17 protein-coding genes and 1 other RNA gene are annotated in these 22272 nt (G+C 71.5%); 9 read left to right on the forward strand and 9 right to left on the reverse strand.

The genetic code is table 11. The features are described from left to right. Positions 1-60 precede the first annotated feature (60 nt). Positions 61-2079, reverse strand: coding sequence for a glycogen debranching protein (locus tag ACIPEP_RS11550; RefSeq protein ID WP_402717346.1), 2019 nt, complete (start codon positions 2077-2079; stop codon positions 61-63). A gap of 58 nt (positions 2080-2137) precedes the next feature. Between ACIPEP_RS11550 and ACIPEP_RS11555 the strand changes: the two genes are divergently transcribed. From ACIPEP_RS11555 to ACIPEP_RS11590, 8 genes are all read left to right on the forward strand, one after another. Further along, the gene (locus ACIPEP_RS11555) at positions 2138-3301 is read left to right on the forward strand and encodes a cysteine desulfurase family protein (protein ID WP_402717347.1); all 1164 of its coding nucleotides are present in this window, start codon (positions 2138-2140) and stop codon (positions 3299-3301) included. A 61-nt stretch (positions 3302-3362) separates the two neighbouring features. Next, positions 3363-4472 (forward strand): peptide chain release factor 2, encoded by a 1110-nt coding sequence (gene prfB / locus ACIPEP_RS11560; RefSeq protein WP_070419094.1) that lies wholly within the window; start codon positions 3363-3365, stop codon positions 4470-4472. Positions 4473-4523: 51 nt separating this feature from the next. Further along, entirely contained in the window at positions 4524-5279 is a 756-nt protein-coding gene (gene ftsE, locus ACIPEP_RS11565) for a cell division ATP-binding protein FtsE (RefSeq protein WP_402717348.1), read from the forward strand. Further along, the gene (ftsX, locus tag ACIPEP_RS11570; RefSeq protein WP_070416381.1) at positions 5276-6190 is read left to right on the forward strand and encodes a permease-like cell division protein FtsX; all 915 of its coding nucleotides are present in this window, start codon (positions 5276-5278) and stop codon (positions 6188-6190) included. Before ftsE ends, ftsX begins: the two co-directional genes overlap by 4 nt. A 205-nt stretch (positions 6191-6395) precedes the next feature. Next, complete coding sequence (gene smpB / locus ACIPEP_RS11575; RefSeq protein ID WP_022907777.1) at positions 6396-6872, forward strand: SsrA-binding protein SmpB; 477 nt, start codon at positions 6396-6398, stop codon at positions 6870-6872. Positions 6873-6968: 96 nt separating this feature from the next. Then, positions 6969-7346, forward strand: a transfer-messenger RNA (tmRNA) gene (ssrA, locus tag ACIPEP_RS11580). A 156-nt stretch (positions 7347-7502) separates the two neighbouring features. Then, a complete protein-coding gene (locus tag ACIPEP_RS11585; protein WP_402717349.1) occupies positions 7503-8270 on the forward strand; it encodes a hypothetical protein in 768 nt (255 codons plus the stop codon). A gap of 126 nt (positions 8271-8396) precedes the next feature. After that, a complete protein-coding gene (locus ACIPEP_RS11590) occupies positions 8397-10061 on the forward strand; it encodes an APC family permease (RefSeq protein ID WP_070416379.1) in 1665 nt (554 codons plus the stop codon). Between the two features lie 25 nt (positions 10062-10086). Here ACIPEP_RS11590 and ACIPEP_RS11595 read toward each other — a convergent pair whose 3' ends face one another. Both ACIPEP_RS11595 and ACIPEP_RS11600 read right to left on the reverse strand, forming a co-directional pair. After that, complete coding sequence (locus ACIPEP_RS11595; RefSeq protein ID WP_402717350.1) at positions 10087-11391, reverse strand: LLM class flavin-dependent oxidoreductase; 1305 nt, start codon at positions 11389-11391, stop codon at positions 10087-10089. 3 nt (positions 11392-11394) lie between these two features. Next, on the reverse strand, positions 11395-12786 hold the full coding sequence (locus ACIPEP_RS11600) for an O-acetylhomoserine aminocarboxypropyltransferase/cysteine synthase family protein (RefSeq protein WP_402717351.1): 1392 nt from the start codon (positions 12784-12786) through the stop codon (positions 11395-11397). A gap of 125 nt (positions 12787-12911) precedes the next feature. Here ACIPEP_RS11600 and ACIPEP_RS11605 point away from each other — a divergent pair, with 125 nt between their 5' ends. Beyond that, positions 12912-14126, forward strand: a complete 1215-nt coding sequence (locus ACIPEP_RS11605; protein WP_402717352.1) for an amidohydrolase family protein — start codon at positions 12912-12914, stop codon at positions 14124-14126. Positions 14127-14271: 145 nt separating this feature from the next. Here ACIPEP_RS11605 and ACIPEP_RS11610 read toward each other — a convergent pair whose 3' ends face one another. The 6 genes from ACIPEP_RS11610 to ACIPEP_RS11635 all read right to left on the reverse strand — a co-directional run bounded on the left by ACIPEP_RS11610 (position 14272) and on the right by ACIPEP_RS11635 (position 22267). Further along, positions 14272-14814: an NUDIX domain-containing protein gene (locus ACIPEP_RS11610; RefSeq protein ID WP_402717353.1), complete on the reverse strand. Its 543-nt coding sequence runs from the start codon at positions 14812-14814 to the stop codon at positions 14272-14274. A gap of 204 nt (positions 14815-15018) precedes the next feature. Then, positions 15019-15732: a M50 family metallopeptidase gene (locus ACIPEP_RS11615; protein ID WP_402717354.1), complete on the reverse strand. Its 714-nt coding sequence runs from the start codon at positions 15730-15732 to the stop codon at positions 15019-15021. Continuing rightward, positions 15729-15863 (reverse strand): hypothetical protein, encoded by a 135-nt coding sequence (locus ACIPEP_RS11620; protein WP_261647065.1) that lies wholly within the window; start codon positions 15861-15863, stop codon positions 15729-15731. The genes ACIPEP_RS11615 and ACIPEP_RS11620 overlap by 4 nt, the downstream gene beginning before the upstream one ends. Before the next feature lie 29 nt (positions 15864-15892). Beyond that, entirely contained in the window at positions 15893-17707 is a 1815-nt protein-coding gene (glmS, locus tag ACIPEP_RS11625; protein WP_309888822.1) for a glutamine--fructose-6-phosphate transaminase (isomerizing), read from the reverse strand. A gap of 417 nt (positions 17708-18124) precedes the next feature. Further along, positions 18125-20821, reverse strand: a complete 2697-nt coding sequence (locus ACIPEP_RS11630) for a LuxR C-terminal-related transcriptional regulator (RefSeq protein WP_402717355.1) — start codon at positions 20819-20821, stop codon at positions 18125-18127. Between the two features lie 663 nt (positions 20822-21484). Beyond that, positions 21485-22267, reverse strand: coding sequence for an inositol monophosphatase family protein (locus ACIPEP_RS11635; RefSeq protein WP_083294964.1), 783 nt, complete (start codon positions 22265-22267; stop codon positions 21485-21487). Positions 22268-22272 lie beyond the last annotated feature (5 nt).

Genomic DNA, 22272 nt, shown 5'->3' on the forward strand with positions numbered 1-22272 from the left:
GGAGGAGCACCGCGCGACGGTCGTGCCGGAGCCGACCCGCGCCTCCTGGACGGGCCGCCGTCAGGCGATCTCGAACACGTGGATGCCCGGCCCGTACGCCGTGAAGACCTGACCCGCGGGCCGGAGCCGCTCGTGGTCGCGGTGCTTCTCGCTGGACCAGGCGAGCCGGTACCCGAGCACGTCCTCGCGCACGGGCAGCGTCATGTCCCGCGTGCGCCCGCTGCCGTGCACCACCACGAGGACGCGGTCGAACGGCTCGTGCTCCGGCGTCGACTCGACGAAGTACTGCAGCGCGCGGTGGATCGGCTGGTCCCACCCCTCGGCCGTCATCGGGTGGCCGTCGGGCCCGTACCAGGACATCCGGGACGCGCCGGGCGTCTCCTGCCCCTCGACGCCGAACCGGGACGGCCGGAGCGCGGGGTGCGCGGCGCGGAGCCGTGCGAGTGCCGAGACGGCCTCGGTCATCGCCTCGGCGTCCTCGTCGTCCGACCAGTCGACCGGGGTGAGGTCCTCGGACACCACGTAGGCGTTGTTGTTGCCGTGCTGCGTCCGGCTCCGCTCGTCGCCGGCGGTGAGCATCGGCACGCCCGCGGAGAGCATGAGCGTCGCGACGAGGTTCCGCATCGATCGGCCCCGCGCCGCCCGCACGCCGCGGTCGGCGGTGTCGCCCTCGATGCCGTGGTTGAACGAGCGGTTGTCGTTCGAGCCGTCGCGGTTCTCCTCGCCGTTCGCCTCGTTGTGCTTGCCGTCGTACGACACCAGGTCGAGCAGGGTGAAGCCGTCGTGGGCGGTGACGAAGTTGATGCCGGCGAGCGGCCCGCGTGCCGTGTCGAAGAGGTGGCGCGAGCCGGTCAGGGCCCCGGCGAGCGCGCCGATGCCGGTGGCGGGGGCGCCGTGGCGTCGCTCCTCGGCGATGTCGGTGAGCCAGAACTGCCGCACGGTGTTCCGGAAGCCGTCGTTCCACTCGCTCGTCCGCGCGCCGAACGAGCCCGTCTTCCACCCGTCCGGTCCGACGTCCCACGGTTCGGCGATGACCAGGGTGTCCTGCAGGTCCGGGTGGTTCCGGATCCGCTCGAGCAGCGGGTGCGACGGGTCGAACACGTGGTCGGCGTCGCGGCCGAGCGCCGCCATCAGGTCGAACCGGAACCCGTCGACCTGCACCTCGCGCGCCCAGTAGCGCAGGCTGTCGACGATGAGGTCGGCCGTGGCCTCGACCGAGGTGTCGAGGGTGTTCCCGCAGCCGGTGGTGTCGTAGTACGAGGCGCCGTCGGCGGTCCACCGGTAGCGGTTCGCCCCGTCGATGCCCCGGAGCGAGGTCGTCGGGCCGCCGAGGCCCTCTTCCGCGGTGTGGTTGTAGACGACGTCGAGGACGACCTGGATCCCGGCGGCGTGCAGGAGCCGGACCATGCCCTTGAACTCGCGCAGCACCGCGGAGGCACCCTCGGCCCGTGCACCGGGGGAGGCATGGGCGGCGTGCGGCGCGAAGAACCCGAGCGTGTTGTAGCCCCAGGCGTTCTCGCGTCCGGCGTCCCGCAGCCACCGTTCGGTGTCGAAGGCGTGCACGGGCAGCAGCTCGAGCGTGGTCACGCCGATCCGGTGCAGGTGCGCGATGGTGCTCTCGTGGGCGACGCCGGCGTACGTGCCGCGGAGGTCCTCCGGGACGGCCGGGTTCGTCGCGGTCAGGGTCCGGACGTTCGCCTCGTACACGACGACCCGGTCGAGCGGCGTCGTCGGCTTGACCACCCCGCCCCAGTCGAACGCGACGTCGACCACGACACCCGTCCAGCGTGGTCCGGCGCCGCGCACGATCCCGCGGGCGTACGGGTCGAGCAGCGGACGCTCCGCGTCGAACTCGTCGCGCGGACCGGCGGGACCGTCCACGAGCAGGTGGTACGTGTCCCCGGGTTCGACTCCCGGCACGGCACCCGTCCAGACGTCGCCGGACCGCGTCAGCGGGAACGTGCCGCGGCCGTCGACCACGACCGACACGGCCGTCGCCGTCGCCGACCGCACCGAGAACCGCGGGACGTCGGCGGTCAGGAGGAACCCCGGGGTCTCGTCGATCGCCGTCTCGTGCATGGCACCAAGGGTACGAGGACCGACGAGTATCCTGGAAACGCTCGTTCAGGGGGTGCAGATGCCGGTCTACCTCGACCACGCCGCGACGACGCCGATCCTGCCGGAGGCGCTCGCCGCGTTCACCGCCGCGCTCGGCACCGTCGGCAACCCGTCGTCGATCCACAGCGCGGGGCAGCAGGCGAAGATGCTGCTCGAGGACGGCCGCGCCGCCGTCGCCGCCTCGCTCGACGCCGACCCGGTCGAGGTCGTCTTCACCTCCGGCGGCACCGAGAGCATCAATCTCGCCGTGAAGGGCATGTTCTGGGCGCGGCAGCAGGACCGTCCGCGCCCGCGCATCGTCGTCCCCGGCGGGGAGCACCACGCGACGGTCGACACCGTCGAGTGGCTCGAGCGCCACGAGGGCGCGGTCGTCGACGTGGTCCCGTTGGACGCACAGGGTCGCGTCGACCTGGTGGCCCTGGAGGCGCGGCTCACCGACGCCTCGGACGTCGCCCTGGTCACGTTCCTGTGGGCGAACAACGAGGTCGGCACGATCGCGCCGGTGTCGCGGATCGTCGAGCTCGCGCACGCCGCGGGCGTGCCCGTCCACAGCGACGCGGTCGCCGCGTACGGCCAGGTACCGGTGTCGTTCGCCGCCTCCGGGCTCGACGCGTTGAGCGTGTCGGCGCACAAGATCGGCGGCCCGGTCGGCATCGGCGCGCTCGTGCTCGGCCGTCGTGCGACCGTCGAGCCGCTCATCCACGGGGGCGGGCAGCAGCGCCAGGTGCGGAGCGGGACGCAGGACGCCCCGGCAGCGGCGGCCTTCGGGGTCGCGGCCGCGATGCCGCACGCGGACGTCCGGGCACTGCGGGACCGGCTCGTCGCCGGGGTCCGGGCAGCGGTACCGTCCGCGGTGCTGATGGGGGACCCGGTCGACCGACTCCCCGGCAACGCGCACTTCACGTTCCCGGGCTGCGAGGGGGACTCGCTGCTCTTCCTGCTCGACGCCGCCGGGGTCGCGGTGTCGACCGGCTCGGCGTGCCAGGCCGGCGTGCCCGAGGCCTCGCACGTCCTGCTCGCCATGGGGCTGTCGGAGCAGGACGCCCGCGGTGCGCTCCGGATCACGCTCGGGCACACCACGACCGACGCCGACGTCGACGCGTTCCTCGCCGCGCTGCCGGACGCGGTGGCGCGCGCCGGAGCTGCGGGGATGGCGTCGAGGGAACCGCTCCTGGGGCGCTGACCGGTCCACCGGGGCCGAGCCGCGCCTCCCGGGCTGGGAAGCACCGGTAGGATCGGTGATCATGGTCGAACTGGACTTCACCGAGCAGCTCTCCGCCCTCCGCGAGACCTTCGGCAACATCCGCTCGGTGGTCGACGTCGACCGCCTGCAGCGTGAGATCGCCGACCTCAGCGAGCAGGCCGGGGCCCAGGACCTCTGGGACGACGTCGAGCACGCGCAGCAGGTGACGAGCGCGCTCTCGCACCGGCAGTCGGAGCTGAAGAAGATCACCGACACCGAGCGCCGCATCGACGACCTCGAGGTGTTGGTCGAGATGGCGAACGAGGCCGACGACCAGGACTCCGCCGACGAAGCTGCCGCCGAGCTCAAGGCGATCCAGAAGACGATGGGCGACCTCGAGGTGCAGACGCTCCTCGACGGCGAGTACGACGACCGACCCGCGGTCATCACGATCCGTGCCGGTGCCGGTGGTGTCGACGCCGCGGACTTCGCCGAGATGCTGCTGCGCATGTACCTCCGCTACTCGGAGCAGCACGGCTACAAGACCACCGTGATGGACACGTCCTACGCGGAAGAAGCGGGCATCAAGTCCGCCACGTTCGAGGTCGACGCCCCGCACGCCTTCGGCACCCTGTCGGTCGAGGCCGGAACGCACCGCCTCGTCCGGATGTCGCCGTTCGGCGCCGCGGGCAAGCGGCAGACGTCGTTCGCCGCGGTCGAGGTCATCCCGCTCATGCCGGAGACCGAGTCGATCGACATCCCCGAGAACGACATCCGCGTCGACGTGTTCCGCTCGTCGGGCCCCGGTGGGCAGTCGGTCAACACGACGGACTCCGCGGTCCGTCTGACCCACATCCCGACCGGCACCGTCGTCTCGATGCAGAACGAGAAGTCGCAGATCCAGAACCGTGCGGCCGCCATGCGCGTGCTGCAGTCGCGCCTCCTGCTCCTCAAGAAGGAAGAGGAGAACGCGAAGAAGAAGGAACTGGCCGGCAACATCACGGCGAGCTGGGGCGACCAGATCCGCTCGTACGTGCTGGCGCCGTACCAGATGGTCAAGGACCTGCGGAGCGAGCACGAGGTGAACAACCCCTCAGCCGTGTTCGACGGTGACCTCGACGGGTTCATCAACGCGGGCATCCGCTGGCGCAAGCAATCCGACGATTCCTGAGCCGCGCGCCTCGGTTGATTTCCGGGCGACGCGACCTACCCTGATCCGGTCATGATCAAATTCGACCAGGTCACCAAGGTGTACTCGGGCAACCCGAGCCCCGCCCTCGACGCCATCTCCCTCGAGATCCTCAAGGGGGAGTTCGTCTTCCTCGTGGGCGCGTCCGGGTCCGGCAAGTCCAGCTTCCTCCGCCTCGTGCTGAAGGAGGATAAGCCGTCGCGCGGGCAGATCCACGTGCTCGGGCAGCGGCTCGGCGCCCTGTCGTCGCGCAAGGTCCCGTACTTCCGCCGCAACCTCGGCGTGGTCTTCCAGGACTTCCGGCTCCTGCCGAACAAGAACGTGTTCGACAACGTCGCGTTCTCGCTGCAGGTGATCGGCAAGAGCAAGGGCTTCATCAGCGAGGCCGTCACCGACGTGCTGAAGCTCGTGGGCCTCGCCGGCAAGGCGACCCGCATGCCGCACGAACTCTCCGGTGGTGAGCAGCAGCGCGTGGCGATCGCCCGCGCCGTCGTCAACAAGCCGGCGATCCTCCTCGCCGACGAGCCCACCGGCAACCTCGACCCGACGACCTCTGCCGGCATCATGGCGCTCCTCGAACGCATCAACCAGGGAGGCACCACCGTGCTCATGGCGACCCACGACGCCAGCATCGTCAACCAGATGCAGCGCCGCGTCATCGAGCTCTCGAACGGGACCATCCTGCGCGACGAGCAGTCCGGCGGCTACCAGACCCAGGCCGTGCCGATCCAGCGCGCGGGCGTCTCGAACACCACCGGCATCCAGACCATCCCGGGGATCATCCGATGAGGCTCGGGCTCGTCATGTCCGAGGTCGGCTCGGGCCTGCGGCGCAACGCGTCCATGGTCGTGTCCGTCGTCCTCGTGACCTTCATCTCGCTCACCTTCGTCGGCACCGCGATCCTGCTCCAGATGCAGATCAACCAGATGAAGGGGTACTGGTACGACCGGGCGCAGGTCGCGGTCTACCTCTGCACCGACACCGACACCACGGGTAACTGCACGGGGGCCAAGGCCACCGACGACCAGCGCAAGCAGGTCCAGGAGCAGCTCGACTCGTCGACGCTCAAGCCGTACATCGAGAAGACGTACTACGAGGACCAGGACCAGGCGTACGACCGGTTCAAGCAGCAGTTCAAGGACTCGCCGGCGACGGAGTTCGTCAAGCCCGAGTACCTCAACGAGACGTTCTGGGTGAACCTGAAGAACCCGTCGCAGGCGGACGTCCTCGTCGAGAGCCTGTCGAAGGTCGCCGGCGTCCAGAGCGTGGTCGACCAGCGCGGGTACCTGCAACCGATCTTCAACCTGCTCAACGCCTCGTCGTACACGGCGATCGGCATCGCGGCGCTCATGCTCGTCGCCGCCGTGCTGCTCATCGCGACGACCATCCGGTTGTCCGCGTTCAGTCGACGGCGAGAGCTCGGCATCATGCGCCTGGTGGGGGCGTCGAACCGGTTCATCCAGACACCCTTCGTGCTCGAGGGGGTGATCGCCGCTGCCATCGGGGCCGTCCTGGCCGGTGGCGCGATCACTGCGGTGGTCTGGTTCTTCGTGCGGAACTACCTCGCGCAGCGGTTCTCGGGCACGGCGTTCATCGGCATGGGGGACGCGGCCGTCGTGGTGCCGTCGGTGATCGTGATCGGCATCGTGCTGGCGGGACTGTCCGCCTTCGTCGCGATCCGCCGCTACCTGAAGGTCTGACGCGCCGGCGCTCGTGCTGGCCGAGTCTCGGGCCGGCGGACACTTTCGTGCCTCCGGTGCCGCGAAAGTGTCCGCGTGGCCGAGTCTCGGCGGCGGCCGACACCGGCCCGGCGCGGGCGGCGCGCCGGGAAGGTGCGGTGGGCGCCGCGTGTTGGGTAGTCTGTAGGGCTGCGCATCCGCAGCGACCGCACGGAAGGAGACACGCATGGCGAAGGAACGCGGCGAGAAGATCGTGGCGACGAACCGTCGCGCGCGTCACGACTACCTGATCGAGGACACGTACGAGGCCGGCATGGTGTTGTCCGGCACCGAGGTGAAGTCCCTCCGCGAAGGGCGCGCCTCGCTCGTCGACGGGTACGCCTTCATCGACGGCGGCGAAGCCTGGCTCGACGCCGTGCACATCCCCGAGTACACCGAGGGCACGTGGAACAACCACGCTCCCCGGCGCAAGCGGAAGCTGCTCCTCCACAAGCAGCAGATCGTGAAGATCTCGCACAAGACGGCGCAGGGCGGCTACACGCTCGTGCCGCTGCAGATCTACTTCCACGACGGCCGGGCCAAGGTGGAGATCGCGGTCGCGAAGGGCAAGCGGGAGTTCGACAAGCGCCAGGCCCTGCGCGAGAAGACGGACAAGCGCGAGGCCGAGCGGGCCATGCGCACCCGGAACCGCGTCGGCGAGTAGCGCCGGTGCACCTCGGTCGGCTAGACTGAGGGACTGCTCCGATCGGAGCATTGGCAACTCAAGAGCGTGACAGCGGTTCGCACGTCCGGCCCGCATGGGGATGATCGGTTTCGACATTGCCTGTGTGCCGACGGGAAGCGGGCCGAGGACCCACGGTCATCTCGTCAACGATCCGTGGAAAACAACAAGTGCCAATTCCAAGCGCACTGACTTCGCTCTCGCTGCGTAAGCAGCCCAGCACATGAAGTCCGTCGGCCAGGTGATCGTCTTCTAACCTGAGTTCCGGCGTCATCCAGAGGACTTGCTGCACGGTTGCGCCTCAGGGCCGTGCGGGACTTGCACTGAGACTGGGCCCGTCGTCCTAGAAGCCGGTAGCAAAGGACGGGGCCGAGCAGAACGAACCATCCGGATACGCCCGTAGAAGACGTCGAATTGCAGCGATGGACGGGGGTTCGATTCCCCCCATCTCCACCATTCGCCGGACGCCGCACCGCTGTCACGCACTGCCACACCGAACGCCCCGACACCGTCCCCGGACGATGCCGGGGCGTTCGCTGTCCCGCCACCTGCGAGGACTACGATCCGCAGCAGGCGCGGGAACACGCCCGTGCCCACGAACGGGAGGTCCACGTGGTGCAGGAGATCGCGATCCGAGTCCGTCTGCGAGAGCAGGAGCGAGTGGTGCTCGCCGACTACGAGCGGGCGGTGGCCTCGATCGCGACCGTCGCTGCGCTGGCCGCGTGGCTGCCGACGCCGGACGCCCGGCTGGTCATCCGCGGGCGTGGGGCCGAGCCGGTCCGCCTCGAGACGGTGACGTACGGCTCGGTGATCGAGATGCTCGTCGTGCTCGACCAGCGATCCGCAGCGGTCGAGCGTGGGGCCGCCGCGATCGCCGCGCTCATCGAGTCCGTGCGGCACGAGCACGTCGAGGACGACGTCTCCGGTGTTGCCGGTGAGCTCGACCGCCTCGACCGTTCGGCGCCGCGAGGTCGTTCGGTGGTCGAACGGTCGCTCCGTGCCTTCCTCGAGGGTGCCCGCGCCGACGTGCTCGCCCGGAAGACGACGACCCGCGTCCGGGCGGCCCAGGCGCTCGTCCGGCTCGCCGAGGACGGCGCGTCGATCGTCGTCGAGCGGGTGGAGGACGCCCTCGCGCCGACGCTCGAGGAGCACGAGGTCGACGTCCTGGCCGACACGGGGAGCGCGGTGGTCGTCGAACCCGTCGACGGGGTGGAGTCGCCCGAGCCCGAGCCGGACAAGAAGGGCAAGCAGAAGTCCGACAAGAAGAAGTCCGGCAAGAAGCAGGACGCGAAGAAGAAGCACGACAAGAAGTCGGACAAGAAGCAGGACGAGAAGAAGAAGTCGGACAAGAAGAGCAAGAAGAAGCACGACAAGAAGTAGCCTGAGGGCTTGTACAGCACGTTTGTTTCCATTGTGTTAAACAATCCGACCAAAGTGCTGTCACGGTGCCAGAGTCGATGAGCGCAGCCCCCGTACGAGGGGCGGCGCTCATCGACAGGAGCAACAGTGGCTACAACGACACAGGCGCTGCCGGACTCCGGCCTCAAGCGCAACGTCGGCTTCATCGGGCTCATCTGGGCCTCGACGGGGTCGATCATCGGCTCCGGCTGGCTCTTCGGTTCGCAGGAGGCCCTGAAGACCGCCGGGCCCGCCGCGATCATCTCGTGGCTCATCGGTGGCGTGGCGATCCTCGTCCTCGCACTCGTGCACGCCGAGCTCGGCGGGATGTTCCCGATCGCGGGTGGAACAGCGCGGTTCCCCCACATCGCCTTCGGCGGCATCGCCGGAGCCTCCTTCGGGTGGTTCTCGTGGCTGCAGTCCGTGACGGTCGCCCCGATCGAGGTCGAGGCGATGATCAAGTACGCGCAGCACTGGCAGTTCGCCCACCCGTGGCTGCACACCGTGGTCATCGAGGGGGAGACCCAGCAGCTGCTGACCGGCGCCGGGATCGCGGTGGCGATCGTCCTGATGGCCGTCGTCACGGTGATCAACATGCTCAGCGTGAAGATCCTCGCGAACACGAACTCCGCGGCGACCTGGTGGAAGGTCGCCATCCCCCTGCTGGTCATCATCGTCCTGGCGTTCAGCGGGTTCCACGGCTCGAACTTCACCGCGGCGGACGGCTTCATGCCCGAGGGCGCGAAGGGCATCCTCGCCGCGGTGTCGACGTCGGGCATCATCTTCGCGTTCCTCGGCTTCGAGCAGGCGGACCAGCTCGCCGGCGAGGCCAAGAACCCGAAGCGCGACATCCCGCGCGCCGTCATCGGCTCGGTGCTCATCGGGCTCGTGATCTACCTGCTGCTCCAGATCGTGTTCCTCGGCGTCCTGCGCTCCGACGCGATCCAGGGCTCGTGGGCGACCGCGGACTTCACGAAGTACACCGGACCGTTCGCCGACATCGCGATGGCGGCCGGCATCACCTGGCTCGCCGTGGTCATCTTCATCGATGCGATCATCTCGCCCGCCGGCACCGGTCTCATCTACGTGACGGCCACGAGCCGCATCTCGTACGGGCTCAGCCGCAACGGGTACTTCCCGAAGGCCTTCGAGTGGACGACGAAGCAGGGCGTGCCCTGGGTCGGCCTCATCGTGGCGTTCGTCGTGGGGTGCGCGTGCTTCGCGCCGTTCCCGTCGTGGCAGGGGCTGGTCAGCCTCATCACGAGTGCGTCCGTCCTGATGTACGCGGGTGCACCGTTGGCCCTCGGCGCGTTCCGGAAGCGGATCCCCGAGGTCGAGCGCCCCTACCGGATGCCGGCCGCGACGCTGCTCTCACCGATCGCGTTCGTCGTCGCGAACCTCATCATCCTCTGGACCGGGTGGGACACCGACTGGAAGCTCGGGGTCGCGATCCTCATCGGTGCCGTGGTGATCATCCTGAACAACGTGTTCCGCGGCGCCTCGAGCGTCCGCCCGCGCTGGGACTGGAAGGCGGCCCAGTGGCTGCTGCCGTACCTGATCGGCATGGGGCTCATCGTGTTCCTCAGCGACTTCGGTCCGCTGACGCACCCGGTGTTCCCGCTGTGGATCGACATCGTCGTGGTGGCGGTGTTCTCCCTGGTGATCTACTACTGGGCGATCAACTCGGCGTCCGACCGCGACGAGATCCTCCGCACCGCCGAGGACGTCCGCGACGTCGAGGAGAGCGGCGTCGTGGAGCCCGTCCACCACTAGGACCCGCGCCACGGGGCGCGCGGTCTCAGAAGTCGAACAGGTTCTCCCGGATGCCTCCGGCGCCGTACTCCCGTCGCAGGAGCCCACGGCGCCGGAGCACCGGCACGAGGTCGCCGAGCATCCGGTAGACCTGCGCCGGGTGCAGGTCGCCCGAGAAGATGATGCCGTCGTTGTCGGCGTCCGCGCCGAGCTCCTCGATGAAGTCCGCGAACTCGTCGGCGGTCCCGACGAAGCCCTCGCGCGAGGACACCCGACCCTTCCGGGCCTTGCGTTCGAGGAGCGTGCGCAGCGGTGCGTCGGGGGTGTCGCCGACGAGGCCGCGGATCGTTCCGGCCGAGACGTGGTCGCCGAACGTCCCCGCCGGGATCGGCGCATCGAGGTCGAGCGCGAGCAGGTCCGTCTCGGAGTCGCTCGACCACGCGATCGCCGCGGTGCGGAGGTCGTCGTCGGACGGGTGCCGGGAGGCGGCGACGACGCGGTCCGCCTCGGCCGCCGACGACACGATCTCGGGCTTGAGCACGAACAGGATCCGCAGCGCGTCCGCGGTGCGTCCGGCGTCGGCCGCGGCGGAGAGCACCCGCGCGCGGTAGTCCCGCACGGCCGCCGCGGACAGCGGTGCGAGCGCGAGTTGCACGTCCGAGTGCGTTCCGGCGAACCCGAGCCCCCGGCCGGAGCCGCCGGGGGAGACCACGATCGGGTCGGAGTCGAGCGGGAGGGCGTTGAGCGGGCCGTCCGCGGTGAAGTACGCACCCTCGTGGTGGAACGCGTCGAGGGCGTCGCCGTCGGCGAAGTGCCAGTCGGAGCGGTCCCCGACGTACCCGGAGCCCCACGAGTGCCAGAGCCGCCGCACGAGCTGCAACCACTCCTCGGCGCGGTCGTACGCGGCGTCGTGCGGGAGCGGAGCGATCCCGGCGTGCCGAGCGCTCCCGGTGTCCGTCACGACGTTGACGCCGAAGCGGTCGCCGGAGAGGTGCGCGAGCGTCGCGAACTGCCGTGCGGCGAGGTACGGCGGGGTGAACCCGGCGTTCACGGTCGGGGCGATGCCGATGTGCGACGTCGCGGCGAACAGGTACGGCGCGAGCAGGAGCGGGTCGTGCTTCGGGCCGCCGTACGCCTGCCGGATCCGCAGGTCGAGCGTCGACGGGTTGCCGAGCGAGATCGCGTCCTCGGCGATGACGAGGTCCATGCCGGCCTGCTCGAGGGCGCGGACGGACTGCTGGTACAGGTCGGGCTTCGTCCAGTCGTGCCCCCAGTCCCAGTCGGACCGGCCCCACGCCTGCGGGCCGAACCCGCGCGAGAAGAAGTACCCGAAGTGCTGCAGTCCGGCCATTGCCTAGAGTTCCTCCGCGATGACGTGGTTGCCGGGAACGGCGTGTTCGAGGGAGGCGAGCTCCGAGTCGGAGTCGACCCGCGCCTCCTGACCCACCCCCGCGCCACGCAACGCGGCGAACCCGCGCGACAGGTCGCGGACCAGGTCCGCGACGTCCTCGATGCCGACCGACAGGCGGATGAGGCCGTCGTCGATGCCCTGGTCGGCGCGCTCCTGGGAGGTCTTGCCGGCGTGCGTCGTGGTGGCGGGGTGCAAGATCAGCGAGCGGACGTCACCGAGGTGGGTCATCCGGCTGAACAGCTGGACGCTGTCGATGAAGGTCCGCGCGGCGGCTTCGCCGCCGTCCAGCGTGAACGCGAAGACGGACCCGGCACCGCGCGGCAGGTAGCGCTGGGCGAGGTCGTGGAACGGACTGGAGGCGAGACCCGCGTAGTCGACGCTCGTCACCTCCGGCTGCTGCTCCAGGAAGGACGCGACAGCCAGCGCGTTCGCGCTGTGGCGTTCCACGCGCAGCGACAGCGTCTCGATGCCCTGGCGGAGCAGGAAGGAGTTGAAGGGGGAGGGCGTCGGGCCGATGCGCGAGGCGACGACGTCGCGTGCGAAGACGACGAACGCGCGGCTGCCGTAGCGCTCGACGTAGCTCTCGCCGCCGAGCGACCGTTCCGGGCTGGTCAGGTGCACCCAGCGGTCCGGGGAGGCCGACCAGTCGAAGGTGCCGCCGTCGACGACCACGCCGCCGAGCCCGGCACCGTGGCCGGAGAGGAACTTCGACGCCGAGTGGACGACGATGTCGGCGCCGTGGTCGACCGGACGCACGAGGTACGGCGTCGCGAGGGTGTTGTCGACGATGAGCGGCACACCCGCACGGTGCGCGGTGTCGGCGACGCCGGTGATGTCGAGGACGTCGTTCTTCGGGTTCGGGATCGTCTCGGCGAAGAAGGCCTTCGTGTTCGGGCGGACGAGTCGCGCCCACTCGTCGAGGTCGCGCTGGTCCGCGACGAAGTCGACCTCGATCCCGAGGCGTCCGAGGTTCTGCACGAGCAGGCCCTTGGTGCCCTCGTAGATGCTGCGCGCCGCGACGACGTGGTCGCCGGCCTGCAGGATGCCGAGGAACGCGACGGTGGCGGCGGCCTGCCCGCTGCCGACCAGGATCGCCTCGACGCCGCGCTCGAGCAGCGCGACCCGGCGCTCGACGTCGGCGTTCGTGGGGTTGCCGAGCCGTGTGTAGGTGTAGCCGTCATCGGTCCCGGCGAAGCGGTCGCGGGCCTGGTCGAAGTCGTCGAACAGGAAGCCCGAGGACATGTGGATCGCGGGGACCCTCGCTCCGTGGCCCTGGTCGGGCTGGAACCCGCCGTGCACCTGCTCGGTCGCGAAACCGTGCGCCTCGTCCGTCACGGGACACCTCCTGCCGTCGTCGTGCCGGTACTCTCGCAGGCTTCCCTCCGCGGTTCCCGTTTGCGGCGTTCCGTTACGGCGGGTCCCGCGCACACCCGGTGCGGCCGGACTGGCAGGGTGGGGGCATGGTGGACGAGGACGCGACCCTGATCATCCGCGACGTGCGACCGTGGGGAGGGGAACGGGCCGACGTCGTCGTCACCGGCTCCCGCACCACCGCGGTCACACCCCCGGGCACCGTCCCGGCCGGCAGCGCGACCGAGGTGCAGGGTCGTGGGCAGCTCGCGCTCCCCGGGCTGGTGAACACGCACGCGCACGTCGACAAGAGCTGGTGGGGCCACCCGTGGGAGTCGTACGGCGGCGAGGGCGGGACCCAGGGTCGGATCGCCCACGAGCGCGCCCGACGTGACGCCCTCGGGATCCCGGGCGAGGCCGTCGCGACCAGGGTCCTGCGGGAGTCGCTCCGCACCGGCACCACCCGGGTGCGCACCCACGTGGACGTCGACCTCGGCGTCGGACTCCGGGGCATCGAGGCGGTCCGCGCCGCCGGTGCCGCGCTCCACGACGCGGTCGAGCTGTCGATCGTGGCGTTCCCGCAGGACGGGGTGCTCCGGCGCCCCGGCGTGCTCGACCTGCTGCGCCGTGCGGCGGAGGGCGGAGCGGACCACATCGGCGGCCTCGACCCGTCGCTCATCGACCGCGACCCCGTCGGGCACCTCGACGGCCTGTTCGACATCGCCGCCGACACCGGGTGCGGGATCGACGTCCACCTGCACGAGCCTGCCGAGCTCGGGGCGTTCTCGTTCGACCTGGTCCTCGACCGCGTCGAGCGGCTCGGCATCGCGCCCGGCAGGGTCAACGTCGCGCACGGCTTCGCGATCGTCGACGTCGACCCGGTCCGGCGCCGCGACCTGCTCGCCCGGATGGCGGGCCTCGGGGTCACGATGACGACGGTCGCGCCGGTGCGCATGAAGCAGCTGCCGCTGCACGAGTTCGACGACGCGGGGGTGCGGTTCGGCTTCGGCACCGACGGCATCCGTGACCTGTGGAGCCCCTACGGCGACGGCGACCTGCTCGGCATCGCGTGGCAGTACGCGCGGGCCGGCGGGGTGGTGCGGGACGAGGACCTGGTGCGGGTGGTCGAGATCGCGTCGCGCGACGGCGCACGGTTCGTCACGGACGAGGAGCACGACATCGTCGCCGGTGCGCGCGCGGACGTCGTCTTGGTCGACGCGGAGAACCCGATGGACGCGCTGGTGCGCCGCGTGCCGCGGTCGCTCGTGGTGGCCGGTGGGCGGGTCATCGACCCGGCGGAGCTGGCGCAGCACCCCTGGGAGTAGCGCGGCGGGCGGCGCGCGGCGCGCGGCGCGGTTCGCGCGGCGATCGCGACACTGCACCCGTCGATCGACGCGTGTCACGTCGCAAGGTGCGCACGCATCGGACTGGAGGCGCGGGTCGGCGCCGCCCCGTGCCTCCCGTCCGGTGTCAGTCGCGGTGCGCGACCGTGGCGACCACCGCGGCCAGGCGTGCGGGCAGCCCGGGCGCGAGGCCCTCGGGCAGTGCGTCGAGGGCGAACCACCGGACGTCGTCGCTCTCGTCGCTGACGGTGGTCGCCCGAGCGGGATCGACCACGGCGACGAAGCCGACGTCCCAGTGCGCGGCGCAGGCGAAGCCCCCGTGCAGGTCGTGACGGTCGAGGTCGGCCACGGAGGTGTCGAGCAGGTCGAGGTCGGCGATGCCGGACTCCTCGCGGGCCTCGCGACGGGCGGCCTCGGCGAGGTCGCTGTCGCCCGGTTCGAGGTGTCCACCGAACTGCACCCAGAACCGGCCCTTGCGGTGCAGGCACAGCAGCACGCTCCCGAGGTCGGGCGAGAACACGAAGCACGACGCGGTGAGGTGCTCCGGGCCGCCGTCGCGTCGGAGTGCCGCGTCGCCGTGGGTCCGCACGAACGCGAGGAAGCGGTCGCGGTGCGGAGCGGTCGTCGCGGCGAGGGCGGTGGTCACGTCGTCGAGGTGCATCGTCGTCATCCTCGCAGCGTTGTTGCGCGCGCGGGGTTGCGACAACGTCGATGTCGTACGACAGCGGGCTCGTCGTTGCCGCGCGTGCGCAACTGTTGCGCGCGCGGGGGTGCGACGACGTCGAGGTCGTACGACAGTGACGATGTCGTTCCGAGTCGGCCCGCCGCCTGCCGCGCGCCGCCGCCGCCCGCCGCCCGCGGACCGCCGCCCGCGTCAGAACAGCGCGCGCACGCCGTCGGAGACGGTCGCCCACACCTCGAGCAGCGGACCGCGCGCGAGCCACACCGCGGCGGCGTTCACCGCGACGAACAGCACGAACCACACCGACGCCGGCACCCGCATCTCGGCCGCGGCGATGTGGAAGTCGGTCTGCACACGGGCCCCGGTCGCGAGCCACCGGGCGACCTGCACCACCGAGCGCAGCCCGTCCACGACGAAGAACGCCCCGACCGCGGCGACCACGAGCACGGTCGCCTCGGACGGGCGCAGGGCGACCCAGAGCGCGAGCGCGTCGAAGCCGAGGACCACGAGGATCCCGAACCAGTTCCGCACGAACGCGAGCGCGACGAGCCCGACGACGCCGAGGACCACGACGGGCACCCACCTCGACCCGTGCAGCACCCCGGTCACGAGCAGCACGCCCGCCCAGAGCGGCGCGCTGTAGCCGGCGTACAGGTTGACGATCCGCACGAGCCACCGGATCGCACCGGGGACCCGGCCGAGCTGGACCCAGGCCTCGCCCGAGCCGTCCGGGTGCAGCTCGATGCGCTGGATGCGTCCGCCGAACGGCACGACGACGACGGCGTGCCCGACCTCGTGCGCGATCGTCGCGGCGATGCGCGCCACCCGGCCGACGAACGGCACGAACGGCAGGACCGCGCCCACGAGGAGCGCGACGACGACGAGGGGCGGGGCTGCGGTGGTCAAGGGACCAGGATCGCAGCACCGTCCGTGACGAACCCGGCAAGACCCTGGGGGAGCAACGACGGCACCAGCGTCGCGGCGATCACGATGACCGTCGCGACGATGGCGAGCGCCGTGAGGACGGCGAGGAACACCGTCAGGCGGTTGAAGCGCGTGTGCCTGGCTATTCGACCGTCACCGACTTGGCGAGGTTCCTCGGCTTGTCCACGTCGCACCCCAGCTGGAGCGCGAGTTCGCGGGCGAGCATCTGCAGCGGGACGACGGCCTCGAGCGGACCCCACGGTGCGGTCGCGCGACCCCAGGCGAGGTCGCCGACGATGCGACGGCCGAGTGCGGGGATGTCCGACCCCTCGCCGCCGATCGTGATGACGAACCCGCCGCGGGCACGGACCTCGGCGATGTTCGCCTGCAGTCGGTGGTCGCCGTGGTCGATGACGACGACCGGGGTCCCCTCGTCGACGAGGGCGAGCGGGCCGTGCTTCAGCTCGCCGGCCGGGTAGGCCTCGGCCCAGCGGTAGCTGAGCTCCTTGAGCTTGAGCGCGCCCTCGGCCGCGTAGGGCAGCCCGGCGCCACGGCCGAGGAAGAGGAAGCCGGTCGCGTCCTTGACGCTCGAGACGAGCAGCGGGATGCGGTCGGCGGCGATCGCGGCGGCGTGGTCGATGCGGGCGGGGAGGTCGGAGAGCTCGCCGACGAGCGCGGCCGCGCGTTCGCCGTCGATCCGACCCGAGGCGACGAGCGCGGAGATCACCGCGGCGACGCCGACGACGACCTGCGCGGTGAACGTCTTCGTCGCGGCGACACCGATCTCCGGGCCGGCGTGGCAGTCGAGCACGGCGTCCGCCCGGCGGGCCAGGGACGAGTGCACGTTGTTCGTGAGCGCGAGCACCGGGTGCCGGTCCTCGAAGCGGTCGAGCGCGCGGAGGACGTCGGCGGTCTCGCCGGACTGGCTGATGGCGACCACGAGCGTGCCCGGGCCGAGCACCGCCTGGTCGGCCTCGCTCGCGACGACGATGTCCGTCGGCACGCCGCCGATGCCGCGCAGCGCGGTGGCGATCACCTGCCCGGCGTTGAGCGAGGTGCCGCACGCGACGATCGCCAGTCGGTGGAACCCGGGGAGCCCCAGGCCGACCCACATGCTGCCGTCGGCGGCCCGGCGGGCGACCCGGTCGAGGATCGAGGCGACGACCTCGGGCTGCTCCTCGATCTCCTTCGCCATGTGGTCCGGGTGGTCGCCGAGGTCGAGCGCGGTCGCGGCGAACGGGGACGGCGTCGGGAAGGGCACGGGGACCGTGACGCCGGAGGACGACCACGTCCAGGCCTCGCCGAGTTCGACGACGTCGCCGTCGCGGAGTGCCACGAAGGTCTCGCACCACTCGGCGATCGCCCCGATGTCGCTCGCCACGAAGTCGCCGCGGGCGGACCGTGCGACGACGAGGGGGGAGCGCTCGGCGGCGACGACCATGCGGCCGTCCCGGGCGTCGAGCACCACGATCGCCCACGAGCCCTCGAGCTGCGCGGTCGCGATCTGCACCGCGAGCATGAGGTCCGGGTCCACCGCGAGCGCCCGCTCGACGAGGTGCGCGATGACCTCGGAGTCGACGTCCGACGAGAACACGTGGCCCTGGCGCTCGAGCGTCGCACGGAGCCGGTCGGCGTTCTCGACGATGCCGTTGTGCACGATGCTGATCCGGCCGGAGCAGTCGGCGTGCGGGTGCGCGTTCGCCTCGCGGACCACACCGTGCGTCGCCCACCGGGTGTGCCCGATGCCGACCCCCGTCAGCGCGTCGCCGGAGCGTGCGGCGACGAGCGTGCGCAGGTCACCGACGCGCGACACGGACCGGATGGTCTCGGTGCCGCCGTGGGCGGTCCGGACGGCGATGCCCGCCGAGTCGTACCCGCGGTACTCGAGTCGTTCGAGTCCGTCGAGCAGGTAGGGGGACGCGTCGTCGGTGACGCGGGCCGCGATGATGCCGCACATCTGGTTTCCCTTCGGGTGGGAGGAGCAGCTCGGGTGGGGGAGGGAGGAGCCTTGCGGCACCGACCGCCGTCGGGTCTGCCGTGCGTCCGGTCCGCCGGCCCGGGCCGCCGCCCGTCCTCGGATCAGGCGAGGACGGACGACGGCGTTCGTGGGCCGACGGTTCGGGTACCGGACGGGGTACCACGGGCGGGCTCCCGGAGGAGCACGGCGGTCGGTGCACGAGAAGCATCACCCGCCGGTCGGTGACACGGCAACGGTCGTCGCCCGCTCTTGCGGTTCACCGCGAGCGGTCCCCCGTTCGGAGGACAGGGCGTGCGGAGTCCCGCAACCCGCATCCAAGGCCCGCACCGACGACGAACGGGAGGCGCGGTGCCAGCTGGCACCGCGCCTCCCGTCCGGTGGTGGGTCGCGTCTCGACTACGTGAGCAGCGCGACCAGGTGCGAACGCGAGCGCGCTCCCACCTTGCGGTAGATCTGCGTCAGTCGCAGCTCCACCGTCCGCTGCGACATGAAGAGCGACGAGGCGATCTCGCGGTTGCGGTACCCCTCCGTCACCTTCTGCACGACGGCGCGCTCCTCCGCGGTGAGCGAGGTGAGCACCGCCGAGGCATCCGGCGCGCTGCGCGGCGTCCCGGGCATCTGCGCGGACAGCACCGGCGCGGACCGGAGCGACGTCGGCGAGCCGAAGACCGGCATCGCGACCGTCGCGGCCGGGGTGGCCAGCGGACGCCGGAGCCCCGCCGCCTCGTACGCCGCCGCAGCGGCCGCACCGAGGCGCGGACGCTCCGTCGGGGTCCCCACGGCAGCGAGCGCCGCGAAGGTCCGAGCACGTTCGAACTGCGAGTCGTGCGGCTGGAACAGCTCCAGTGCACGGCGACGCGCGGTGTCACGGGTGGTGTCGTCCGCGACGAGCGCGAGGCTCCGCGCCAGGACGAGGGCGCCCCAGCGCGACGGGCGGGCGTGGTGGTCCGCCGCGAGCCGCGCGGCGATCGCCCGGGCGTCGTCGATCCGGTCGAGGCGCGAGTACGCCTCCACCAGGTCGCCGAGGTGCCGGAGCACCGCCGGGTTCCGCAGCGAGCGACCGATGGCGTCCGCCGCCTCGAGCGAGGCCGCGGCCTCGTCGAGCCGACCGTCGAGCAGCAGGACCCGACCGCGCAGGGCGTGCAGCTTGGCGGTCGCACCCCACAGACGGTTCGTGGACCGCTGCGCGAGGCACCGGTCGAGGACCTCGAGTGCCTCGGGGGAGCGCCCCTCGGCGAAGTGCCGCCAGGCGAGCGCGATGGCACGGGACGGCTCACGGAGCCGCTCGACCACCGACGATCCGGCTTCCCACACGTCGATCGCGCGGAGCGCCTGCCGGAAGTTCCCGGAGCGCACCTCGTTCTCGGCGGACAGGTAGCGGGCGGCCTCGGTCCAGACCGGCATGGCCTCCTGTCCCCGGGCGAGGACGAGGGCGAACACGCGGCGGGCGCTGCGGTACCGCTCGGCGATGCTCAACGCGTGGGCGAGGAGCAGCAGCGCGGGGTCGGACATGCCCACCAGCGTCGTGGTGGAGAGCCCGTCGTGCAGCGCCGTGTCGGCCGGGAGGGTCCCGTCGACCGCGGCGATGAGCTCGTGCGCGGTCTCCGTGATCTCCAGGGTGTGCTGCGACGCGGACCGCTTGAGCGGCTCGGCCCGGGCGAGGAGGTCCCTGGCGTGGTCGAGCTCCCAGGCCTCGGCCCGGAAGCACGCGACCATCGCGAGGAGCCCACCGAGCGCGTCCGCCTCGGCGGCGTTCTCGGGGTCGACCGGCACGAGGAGCTCGTCCGCGTGCACGGCGTCGCCGCTGAGGTACTGCACCGAGTACGACAGACGGAGCCGACGGGTCTCGTCCGCTGTGGAGCGGAACGGCCGGATCGCGGCGAGGTACCGCGCGGCGAAGCCGAGCAGCCGGTTCGCCAGCAGGGCCTCGGCGACACCGAGGAGCGCAGCGTGCTCGTCCTCGTGCCCCGAACCGATGTGCAGAGCGCGTTCGGTGAGCACGACCGCGGCCTGGGCGTTGCCGTCCACCACGTACGAGCGGGCCGCACGGAGCAGCGCGACCACGTCCGGGACGTCGTCGACGAAGCTGCGGTGCCACGCGGCCGCACGCGGGTCGGACTCGGCGCTCGCCGCGGCGAGTTCCGTGTGCGCGGCCCGACGGTCCCGTGCCGGCATCCGCCAGTACAGCGCGGAACGGACCAGGGGATCGCGGACCGAGACGGTCTGCCCCTTGACGGTGGTGAGTCCGGCGTGTGCCAGGTCGTCGAGCTCGTCGCGGTCCCAACCGGTGGTCTTCGCCACGGGGACGAGGGCCAACCGCGCCAGGACGTCCAGATCGCGTCCTGCTGCGGAACCGAGCACCAGGGCCGCGATGGCCTCGGTGGTCGGGGTCGGTCGGAGCGGCAGCACGAGCGGCTCGGAGCCGTTCAGCTGCTCGCGACTGAGCACGGCGAGCTGCTCGCGCAGTGCGCCGGGGTTGCCACCGGTCTCCTCGGCGAGGACGGCGAGGACACCCTCGTTCGCCTCTTCCGGAGCCATGTCACGGGCGAGCACGAGTGCTTCGTCCGAGGGCAGCGGTTCGATCCGGAGCGTCGGCAGGGCCGCGAGTGGTCCCGCCGGCGGCACGGTGCGGACCGTGGCGACGACGCGCAGTGCGGTGCCGGCGAGCCGCGACGCGAGGAACGCGATGAGCTCCTGGCTCTCCACGTCCATGCGGTCGAGGTCGTCGATCAGCACGAGCGTCGGCGGCAGGGTGAGGGCGTGCACGGCGTCGAGGAAGTCGTGCGCCGCCGCCAGCCCCGGCGTCTGCCGGTCGACGGGTGCGCTCCCCTGGAGGAGGTGCGCGATGTGGGCCGTCGCACGGGGATCGTCGAGTGCGGTGAAGAGCGAGGTCACGCCGGCCAGGGGCCAGTGGGACTCACTCCCGTTCACTCCGACGCGTACGACGGGGAGGGAGACGCGGTTGGACACCGCGTCGAGGACGCTGCTGCGTCCGGAACCAGGGTCGCCGACGACGACCATCGCGGACTCACGAGGGAGTACAGCGAGGGTCGCGATCCGGTCGACCTCGAGACGGCGACCGGTGAGTGCCATGACTCACCGGCCTCCGGGCCCGGAAGCGGATGCAACGGAGGAGAGGGACCGGTCGGAGGCACGGCGGGTGACCGCGCGCAGAGCCGGACGTGGGGCACGCAGGGAAGAACGCGTGCCGGAGCTGTCGGAAACGGAATGCGGATGACGAGTGAGGGTGCACTCGGTTCCGCTCGGGAACGATGAAGTCATCGTCTGTATCACCCCTCGGGTTAGGGTCTTCGGACGAAGCACGACCGGTCTGGCATCCCGTTCGGAGCTAGGGACTCCGAAGCGGCACCTGACCTGTCGCCTGAAAGCAAGATAACTCAGGTTCTGGCTCGGATGGCCGGTCTCCGCAATCCGATGTCCACCCGCGGTGTCCCCAGTCCGGGGGGCCACGTGCCCCCCTCGGGGGGCGTTCCGGGATCGGCTGCGGCGATCCGCGGTACAGAATCGGGGTACAGCCGGTGTCCGCCGCAGGGCCGACCCGCGGGGTGGTCGTCGGTCGAGTGTTCGTGCCGACTCGGAACGACAACGCCGATGTCGTCCGACGTCGATGGTGTCGCTTCCGCGCGGCCGCAACGGTTGCGCGCGCGGGACTGCGACGAGGCCGCGGTCGTACGACGTCGACGATGTCGCACCGCGGCGCGTGCAACAGTTGCACGCGCCGGGCGTTCGGGGCCGTCAGCGGCGGATGACCTCGACGACGGCGTCGTGCACGAGTCCGTTCGTCGCGAGCGCGCTGCCGTGCCAGGGGCCGGGATCGCCGTCGAGCGAGGTGAACCGGCCACCGGCCTCCTCGACGATCGGCACGAGCGCCGCCATGTCCCACGGCTTGAGGTCGGGCTCGCCGGCGACGTCGAGGACGCCCTCGGCCACGAGCATGTACGACCACATGTCGCCGTAGGCCCGGGTGCGCCAGACCCGACGGGAGAGCGTCACGAGGGCGTCCAGGCGGTCGTCGTCGTCCCACTGCTGGATGCTGTTGTAGCTCAGGCTGGCCTCGGCGAGCGAGTCGACGCCGGAGACGTGCAGGGGACCGTCGAAGGAGTGCGCGCCGAGCCCCTCGGCCGCCCACCAACGCTTGCCGAGGGCGGGTGCGCTCACGACGCCGAGGACCGGGCGCCCGTCCACCGCGAGCGCGATGAGGGTGGCCCAGACCGGGACGCCGCGGAGGTAGTTCGCGGTGCCGTCGATGGGGTCGACCACCCATTGGCGGTGGCCCTCGCTGACGGCCTCGGCGCCGGTGTCGGCGGTGGTCTCCTCGCCGAGGAAGGCGTCGTCGGGACGCTCGGCGCCCAGCCGCTCGCGGAGCGCTCGTTCGACCGCCTGGTCGGCATCGGTGACGTGCGTGCTGTCGGCCTTCTTCGACACGTGCAGGTCGGCGGCACGGAACCGCTCGAGGCTGATCGCGTCGGCGGTGTCGGCGAGGGAGCGGGCGAAGTCCAGGTCGGCGCTGAGGTCCACGGTCG

Origin of the sequence: Curtobacterium sp. NPDC087082 (assembly GCF_044745045.1) — a bacterium.
Lineage (GTDB): Bacteria > Actinomycetota > Actinomycetes > Actinomycetales > Microbacteriaceae > Curtobacterium.

Excerpts from the sequence above, each read along its gene's own strand:
- ACIPEP_RS11550 (WP_402717346.1), bottom strand. The coding sequence starts at position 2,079 with ATGCACGAGACGGCGATCGACGAGACCCCGGGGTTCCTCCTGACCGCC.
- ACIPEP_RS11555 (WP_402717347.1), top strand. The coding sequence starts at position 2,138 with ATGCCGGTCTACCTCGACCACGCCGCGACGACGCCGATCCTGCCGGAG.
- prfB (WP_070419094.1), top strand. The coding sequence starts at position 3,363 with ATGGTCGAACTGGACTTCACCGAGCAGCTCTCCGCCCTCCGCGAGACC.
- ftsE (WP_402717348.1), top strand. The coding sequence starts at position 4,524 with ATGATCAAATTCGACCAGGTCACCAAGGTGTACTCGGGCAACCCGAGC.
- ftsX (WP_070416381.1), top strand. The coding sequence starts at position 5,276 with ATGAGGCTCGGGCTCGTCATGTCCGAGGTCGGCTCGGGCCTGCGGCGC.
- smpB (WP_022907777.1), top strand. The coding sequence starts at position 6,396 with ATGGCGAAGGAACGCGGCGAGAAGATCGTGGCGACGAACCGTCGCGCG.
- ACIPEP_RS11595 (WP_402717350.1), bottom strand. The coding sequence starts at position 11,391 with ATGGCCGGACTGCAGCACTTCGGGTACTTCTTCTCGCGCGGGTTCGGC.
- ACIPEP_RS11605 (WP_402717352.1), top strand. The coding sequence starts at position 12,912 with ATGGTGGACGAGGACGCGACCCTGATCATCCGCGACGTGCGACCGTGG.
- ACIPEP_RS11610 (WP_402717353.1), bottom strand. The coding sequence starts at position 14,814 with ATGACGACGATGCACCTCGACGACGTGACCACCGCCCTCGCCGCGACG.
- glmS (WP_309888822.1), bottom strand. The coding sequence starts at position 17,707 with ATGTGCGGCATCATCGCGGCCCGCGTCACCGACGACGCGTCCCCCTAC.
- ACIPEP_RS11630 (WP_402717355.1), bottom strand. The coding sequence starts at position 20,821 with ATGGCACTCACCGGTCGCCGTCTCGAGGTCGACCGGATCGCGACCCTC.